8 protein-coding genes and 4 tRNA genes are annotated in these 7,091 nt (G+C 43.8%); all 12 read left to right on the top strand.

Annotated features, from left to right (window positions below):
- A partial coding sequence (locus WAK81_RS07715) for an SEC-C metal-binding domain-containing protein (protein ID WP_422196352.1) occupies window positions 1–1,149 on the top strand: 1,149 nt, incomplete at its 5' end.
- Window positions 1,150–1,287: 138 nt separating this feature from the next.
- The gene (locus tag WAK81_RS07710) at window positions 1,288–1,641 is read left to right on the top strand and encodes a hypothetical protein (RefSeq protein WP_396469872.1); all 354 of its coding nucleotides are present in this window, start codon (window positions 1,288–1,290) and stop codon (window positions 1,639–1,641) included.
- 159 nt (window positions 1,642–1,800) lie between these two features.
- Window positions 1,801–3,021 carry a bifunctional glutamate N-acetyltransferase/amino-acid acetyltransferase ArgJ gene (gene argJ, locus WAK81_RS07705; protein WP_422196351.1) on the top strand — a complete coding sequence of 407 codons (1,221 nt, stop codon included), beginning with the start codon at window positions 1,801–1,803 and terminating at the stop codon, window positions 3,019–3,021.
- A 153-nt stretch (window positions 3,022–3,174) separates the two neighbouring features.
- Window positions 3,175–4,242: a quinolinate synthase NadA gene (gene nadA, locus WAK81_RS07700; RefSeq protein WP_422196350.1), complete on the top strand. Its 1,068-nt coding sequence runs from the start codon at window positions 3,175–3,177 to the stop codon at window positions 4,240–4,242.
- Between the two features lie 151 nt (window positions 4,243–4,393).
- Window positions 4,394–4,470 (top strand) — tRNA-Pro (locus WAK81_RS07695).
- A gap of 34 nt (window positions 4,471–4,504) precedes the next feature.
- Window positions 4,505–4,581: transfer RNA gene (locus tag WAK81_RS07690), tRNA-Arg, on the top strand.
- 33 nt (window positions 4,582–4,614) lie between these two features.
- Window positions 4,615–4,690 (top strand) — tRNA-His (locus WAK81_RS07685).
- 17 nt (window positions 4,691–4,707) lie between these two features.
- Window positions 4,708–4,784: transfer RNA gene (locus tag WAK81_RS07680), tRNA-Pro, on the top strand.
- A 192-nt stretch (window positions 4,785–4,976) separates the two neighbouring features.
- The gene (locus WAK81_RS07675) at window positions 4,977–5,615 is read left to right on the top strand and encodes an ABC transporter ATP-binding protein (protein ID WP_422196349.1); all 639 of its coding nucleotides are present in this window, start codon (window positions 4,977–4,979) and stop codon (window positions 5,613–5,615) included.
- The gene (locus tag WAK81_RS07670) at window positions 5,603–6,106 is read left to right on the top strand and encodes a hypothetical protein (RefSeq protein ID WP_422196348.1); all 504 of its coding nucleotides are present in this window, start codon (window positions 5,603–5,605) and stop codon (window positions 6,104–6,106) included. Before WAK81_RS07675 ends, WAK81_RS07670 begins: the two co-directional genes overlap by 13 nt.
- A 93-nt stretch (window positions 6,107–6,199) precedes the next feature.
- Complete coding sequence (locus WAK81_RS07665; protein WP_422196347.1) at window positions 6,200–6,520, top strand: hypothetical protein; 321 nt, start codon at window positions 6,200–6,202, stop codon at window positions 6,518–6,520.
- Between the two features lie 49 nt (window positions 6,521–6,569).
- Entirely contained in the window at window positions 6,570–6,902 is a 333-nt protein-coding gene (locus WAK81_RS07660) for a hypothetical protein (protein WP_422196346.1), read from the top strand.
- The last annotated feature ends 189 nt before the right edge of the window (window positions 6,903–7,091 follow it).

Genomic DNA, 7,091 nt, shown 5'->3' with positions numbered 1-7,091 from the left:
CCAACCGCTGAAGATGAAACCCGTCTGAAAGCGGAATGGGATGCCAGTCACCAATCGGTGCTGGATTCGGGTGGTTTGCATATTATCGGTTCTGAACGTCATGAATCGCGCCGTATTGATAACCAGTTGCGTGGTCGTGCCGGTCGTCAGGGAGATCCGGGTGTTTCGCGTTTCTATCTGTCGCTTGAAGATGACTTGATGCGTATTTTCGCCGGTGATCGCGTGGTTGGCATGATGCGTGCCATGGGCTTGCAGGAAGATGAAGCGATTGAGCACAAAATGGTGTCTCGCTCGATTGAAAATGCCCAGCGTAAAGTTGAGGCACGTAACTTTGATATTCGTAAGAACCTGCTGAAATACGATGACGTCAACAACGAACAGCGTAAGATCATTTATAGCCAGCGTGATGATATTCTGGCAGAAAATTCACTACAGGATTATATTGAAGAAATGATCCGTGAAGTGATGCAGGGTGTGATTGCCAACTATATTCCGCCTGAGTCGATTCATGACCAGTGGGATATTGAAGGTTTGGAACTGGCGCTGCGTGAAGATCTTTCGATGGATCTTCCTATTGGTGAATGGCTGGAACAGGACCGCCGTCTGGACGAAGAAGCCTTGGTCGGGCGTATTACCGATGAAGTGCTGAATCGTTACCGTTCACGCCGTGAGCAAATGGGTGAAGAGTCTGCTGCATCGCTTGAACGTCACTTTATGCTGAATTCTCTGGACCGTCATTGGAAAGAGCATCTGGCGGCTATGGATTACTTACGTCAGGGTATTCATTTACGTGGTTATGCGCAGAAGAATCCAGAGCAGGAATACAAAAAAGAAGCTTATAACCTGTTTGTGAACATGCTCGGTACGATCAAGTCAGATGTAGTGACAGATCTGTCACGCATCCACGTACCAACACCTGAGGAGCTGGCGGAAATGGAAGCACAGCAGCAGGCACAGGCTGAGGCAATGCGTTTGCAGTTATCTCATGAAGAGTTTGACGGCTTGCTGGCAGGCGAACATGAGGTGACTACCGAGCAAAATGCTCAGGCGAATCCGGTAGCACCAGTCTTTGAAGCACCGGCAAGTCGTAATGCGCCTTGTCCATGTGGTTCAGGTCTGAAATACAAACAGTGTCATGGCAAGATCTAAACGCTATTAAAAATCAGAGCCACATGGCTCTGATTTTTTTATGTATGAAGATTTTTCAGAAATTGAATACTGTTTGCAGTCTTAGGAATTAAATGCTATTTAATGGCTCATTCAACACCTCAAAGTGGAATAACCTGAATGAAAAAAGTATTAAAAACGCTCATGATTGCCGTTTTGGCAATGCCTGCCTTAAGTTTTGCACAAACCGCAGCGACCACAACAATTGATAAAGTTCAGCAAGCGGTGGGTACGACTACTGCTCAAGTACAACGTACCGATGCACAAGTGACTGTGGCAAGCCCACGTACCGGCATCCGTTATACCTTTGCCAATCAGAATCGTCCGATTGTGTTGCAGACTGCTGCGATTGCAGCTGCTAATGCAGCCAATGCAGACCGTATTGTTGCTACAAATCCGGCACTTTCTACTGCAAGTCAACAACAGGCGAAACAGGCTTTGCTAAGCGAATCTGGACAACTTGCACAAAATTAAAAATATCTTAATTTTAAAAACGTAGAAACCAGTCTTGATGACTGGTTTTTTATTGTGAAAATCCATAACAAATCTCAGGCTGGCTCAGGCTTTGGCTCGATTTTTTGTTGCAGATCAACTAAGCTGTATTTTTCTAAAACTTCAATATTGGACTTTAAAATGGCAGTTGGTGACGTATCTATGCCACAGATGCATGTGGTGAAAGGGGTTAAAATTGGTTCGGCTGAAGCCTATGTGCGCTATCAGAACCGACGTGACCTGGTGATATTTGAACTGGCTGCAGGCTCCAATGTTGCTGGGGTGTTTACCCAGAATGCCTTCTGTGCAGCACCAGTGCATGTATCCAAAGCACATTTGCAAGCGGGCAATCCGCGTTACTTGGTAATCAATACCGGCAATGCCAATGCAGGAACAGGTCCTACAGGCATGGCAAATGCAGAAGCCACTTGTGCCAAGCTGGCTGAACTTGCAGGCGTGCAGGCTGCTGAAGTGTTGCCATTCTCGACTGGTGTCATTGGTGAGCAGCTTCCAATGGAGCGTTTGCTTACAGGTTTACAGCCTGCGCTGGATTCATTGCGTGATGATGCCTGGGTCGATGCTGCAACCGGAATCATGACCACAGATACCACCCCGAAAGGTTCGTCAGAACAGTTCGAGCTGGATGGTGTGACTTATACCATGACCGGTATTTCCAAAGGTGCAGGCATGATTCGTCCCAATATGGCGACCATGCTGGGTTATGTTGCGACGGATGCACCGATCAGCCGTGAACTGGTTCAACATTTATTAACTGAAACGGTCAATGTATCGTTTAACCGTATTACCATTGATGGTGATACCTCGACCAATGACTCGTGTATTTTTATTGCCACAGGTCAGGCCGGTGGTGCTGAAATCACTTCGACTGAAGATCCGCGTTATGCAGTGGTGCTAGACGTATTGACACGTACCATGAAACGCCTTGCGCAACTGATTGTACGTGATGGTGAAGGTGCGACTAAATTCATTACCGTGACTGTGGAAGGTGGTGGCAATACTCAAGAATGTTGTGATATTGCCTATAGCATTGCGCATTCACCACTGGTCAAAACCGCGATCTTTGCTTCTGATCCAAATTGGGGCCGTATTCTGGCAGCGATTGGTTATGCCGGTGTGCCGAATTTAGACGTTGCAAAAATTCAGGTTTGGTTAGATGATGTACAAATCTGCAAAGATGGTGGTGCGGCAACAGACTATACTGAAGCAGCCGGTGCACGTGTGATGGCCCAGGCTGAAATGACGATTCGTGTTGATCTTGGACGAGGTCAGGCAAAAGATACGGTCTATACCTGTGACCTGTCATATGACTACGTAAAAATCAATGCAGATTATCGCTCATAATTCAGATCGTTTCTAAAGCCTCCATTGTGGGGCTTTTTTTATATATTGTAGTTTTTAATGACTGGTCAAAAATAGCACTTCGCCAGAGATGACCGGGATGTAGGGTGAAAGGTTCATTGAATAGTGAACCATGAGGGTAGAGTAAGAGTTGTTATGAGTGATGCGACCAAATTAATAGCCAATGAAGCTAAATCGATTGTGCAGGCGCATTTAGATCGTTTAGGTGTTCCTCAAGAACATCAAATGAGCCAGCAGGAAAAATTGGACAAATTTGCACAGATCAAGGCAGAGCTGGAAAAACAGGATGCTGTTTTGGTGGCGCATTATTATTGTGATCCTGAAGTCCAAGAACTGGCTGAACTGACGGGTGGCTGTGTTTCCGATTCACTGGAAATGGCGCGTTTTGGTCGCGATCATCCAGCTTCAACGCTTGTGGTAGCTGGTGTGAAATTTATGGGCGAAACCTCTAAAATTCTTTCACCCAATAAAACCGTGCTGATGCCAACTTTGGAAGCGACCTGTTCACTGGACTTAGGTTGTCCTGTCGATGAGTTTACCGCTTTTTGTGATGCGCATCCGGATCATACCGTTGTGGTTTATGCTAACACGTCAGCGGCCGTGAAAGCTCGAGCCGATTGGGTCGTCACTTCAAGCTGTGCAGTAGAAATTATCGAACATCTGGACAGTCTGGGCGAAAAAATCATCTGGGCACCCGATCAGCATCTGGGTCGTTATATCCAGAAAAAAACCGGTGCAGAGATGTTGCTCTGGGATGGTGCTTGTATCGTGCATGAAGAATTCCGTTCACGCGGTATTGCCAACATGAAAGCACTCTATCCAGATGCTGCGGTTCTGGTACATCCTGAATCACCGATGTCTGTAGTTGAGATTGCCGATGCAGTGGGCAGCACTTCGCAACTGATTAAAGCAGCACAGACTTTGCCGCACCAGCGCTTGATCGTGGCTACTGATCGCGGCATTTTTTATAAAATGCAGCAGGCAGTACCGGATAAAATCCTGATTGAAGCGCCAACCGCAGGAGAGGGGGCGACCTGTCGTTCTTGTGCACACTGTCCTTGGATGGCCATGAACGAGCTGGATGGTATCTTGCATGTGTTACAGCATAAAGATCAGGAAGTATATGTCGATCCGGCACTTGCTGAACGAGCGAAACTGCCTCTAGATCGCATGCTGAACTTTAGTGCCGGACTAAAACGTTAAAATTTGTATAAAAAATGTCTGAAGCGATTGATAAATAAACGCTTGAAGCGTTTTTTCGGTTTTTTTTAAATATAGGTGTTGACGTCTCCGGGCGTCACGCCTAGAATGCACACCGTACCGAACGATGTTCGATACGAAAGCTGAGATGAATCGGAGCATAGCACAGCCTGGTAGTGCACCTGGTTTGGGACCAGGGGGTCGTAGGTTCGAATCCTACTGCTCCGACCAATTCTTCAAGGCAAATGATGTTTGCATCAGTAACGCGCTTGTAGCTCAGTTGGATAGAGCATCCGCCTTCTAAGCGGATGGTCACAGGTTCGAATCCTGTCAGGCGCGCCATTTGGTCGCTTGATGTTAAGAATCAAAATGATGGTGGATGTAGCTCAGTTGGTAGAGCCCTGGATTGTGATTCCAGTTGTCGCGGGTTCGAATCCCGTCATTCACCCCAACTTCTAAAGTTGAAATCGGAGCATAGCACAGCCTGGTAGTGCACCTGGTTTGGGACCAGGGGGTCGTAGGTTCGAATCCTACTGCTCCGACCATCTCCTTAAAGATGGTCGAGATAAAAGATACCGCGTTAAGCGGTTTTTTTATGTCTGAAATTTGATACTACTCTAAAAATAATTTTATTTTTACCTGAAAATCATTATAAAAATCTTGCGATTGTATAAATAATCATCGATATTTGTTTTTATGCTTCTAATCATTTATTTAAAACAATAAGAGGTCGTTCAGTGCCGGATATCCCTTTATTGCAATTTAGGCAGCTCACCAAGCATTTTAAAAATAAAATATTGTTCGAGAATCTGGATTATCAGTTGTCCAGTTGCGGCTTGTATACCTTGGTAGGTGCGAATGGTGCGGGTAAGTCAACCTTGTTGGCAATGATTGCCGGAATGGAACCTTTGAGTTCTGGTGAGATTAGGGTGAATGGTTATTCATCGCGGCAAAAAAGACACATCGCTGCTGAGCTTGCCTTTGTGCCTGATCATACGATGGCTTATCCCTTTATCACTGGACGTGAATTTTTAGACTTTATTGCTTCTGTGCGTCACTTGACTCCACATAGTTATTCAGAGCTGATTGATGATTTTGGTTTAAATTCATTTTTGGATATTCAATTTCAGGCTATGTCGTTTGGTACAGCAAAAAAAATTAGCTTGATTTCGGCATTAATGGCAGATGTGCCGATCTTGATTCTGGATGAGCCTAGCCATGGCTTGGACGCAAAATCTTTGCAAATTTTAAAAGAAAAATTAAATGAAGCTGCAAAAAATAAAATGGTATTGATGACCTGTCATGATTTAAATATGCAACAGCAAATGAGCACAATATTTATTGATATTGCTGAGTTTAGTCTATGCTGGGTTTAGTGGATTTATTTGCACGTGCTACGCGTCCATATTTAAATATCTCAATGATTCGCTGTCTGGTGAGATGGCGTTTGCAATATTATGTGAAAGTTACAGCAGATGCCTTAAGTCGCAATAAGCAGGCTGCGCTGATTATCGTTCTAGTGTTTGGGCCTATGTTGTTTGCGATATTGCTCGCCATGGCAAAACCTATTCTTTTGTTGATAGAGGGGCATTCACTGCAACATTCGGTTCTGATCTGGTTGGTTCTAACGATCATGTCGATCTTTTGGGTAGGGGTGAAAAAACAATCATTAATGGGGGGTGAGGCAAATCGCTATTTGCAGCACTTGCCAATACGGCATCATATTGTTGTTGCAACTGATCTCATGGTGATTTTGCTGCTGAATAGTTTAATTTTTCTGCCTTATGTAGTTGCTGTTATTTATCTGCTCATGGAGCCCGGGAGAAATTGGTCAACCTTGCCAAATATTTTCTGGATTGCATTGTGAGCTTTTTCCATCACGTTGTTGCAATTACTCTGTCTAAGAAAGCAAAAGCATTTATTTTTATTATTCATGCTTTCTTATCTTGGTCCAGTTTTAATGGCGCTGACCACATCACAGTTTTTGGCTTTACTTAGCTCGATTTTATTTATTGCATTTGCATTAAGAGCCTTGTATCAAAACCACTGCATGAAGCCAATCAATCTATCTATTCAACTCAATTCAATGCGCTTACATCATGCATCCACTCTATATAAAAATTTGATCCGGATCTATCTCAGGCAGCTCTTTCAGCCGGCTGAATTAGGCAAGCGTTTAATTTTGGCTGTATGTGCAATATTGCCTGTAATAATCATTCCCATAGTAAGTGCAGGAGTGATTTTTGAGAATTTTTTGTGGATTTCTATGGAAAGGGGGTGAGCAAAGTCTATTTTTCCTTAGTTTCACGATCTTCATTCTTGTGTATTTGGTGGCTGAGTTACAGGTTGAACTGAAAAGTAAATTTTTACAGCAACATCGCTTTATGCAATTGCAAGGCATTTCTCAGTGCCAGATTAGTCAAGCGCAATACATGACCTTATGTGGGCTGGGCTTTTTTATTCTGCTTCCTAGCTTAGGCGTGGTGATCTATAAGGTGAGCATGTTGCATCCTGTATTGTCGCTATTTGTGGGGGTGATTTTGCTGTGTATAAATATTTTGATTAACTCTAAACAAGAGGAAGTGCATGCGGCAGTAAAGTTATCCATGTTTGTCCGGTGTTGTATTGCCTTAAGGTTGATTTTAGACTTAAATTTTTTATAAGAATTGAATACTTTTAATCAAAAACATTTCTTAAATTAAAAAACATGGATGGATTTGAACTGATTCAGTACCTTTAATGCTCAAGAAATGAAGAAAAGCATGATTTTTGTAGAATAAATAAACAGTCGTGATGTTTTTGCTGGATTATTTAAGAATAGGGGTTGTATTGGGTCGGGAATCCTGTAGAAT

This window comes from Acinetobacter sp., from assembly GCF_049284435.1.
Taxonomy (GTDB): Bacteria; Pseudomonadota; Gammaproteobacteria; order Pseudomonadales; family Moraxellaceae; genus Acinetobacter.
This window is presented reverse-complemented; position numbering and strand designations above follow the sequence as displayed.

Bases quoted from the DNA above. Each gene is read 5' to 3' on its own strand.
- WAK81_RS07710 (WP_396469872.1), top strand. From the start codon at position 1,288: ATGAAAAAAGTATTAAAAACGCTCATGATTGCCGTTTTGGCAATGCCT.
- argJ (WP_422196351.1), top strand. From the start codon at position 1,801: ATGGCAGTTGGTGACGTATCTATGCCACAGATGCATGTGGTGAAAGGG.
- nadA (WP_422196350.1), top strand. From the start codon at position 3,175: ATGAGTGATGCGACCAAATTAATAGCCAATGAAGCTAAATCGATTGTG.
- WAK81_RS07670 (WP_422196348.1), top strand. From the start codon at position 5,603: ATGCTGGGTTTAGTGGATTTATTTGCACGTGCTACGCGTCCATATTTA.
- WAK81_RS07665 (WP_422196347.1), top strand. From the start codon at position 6,200: ATGGCGCTGACCACATCACAGTTTTTGGCTTTACTTAGCTCGATTTTA.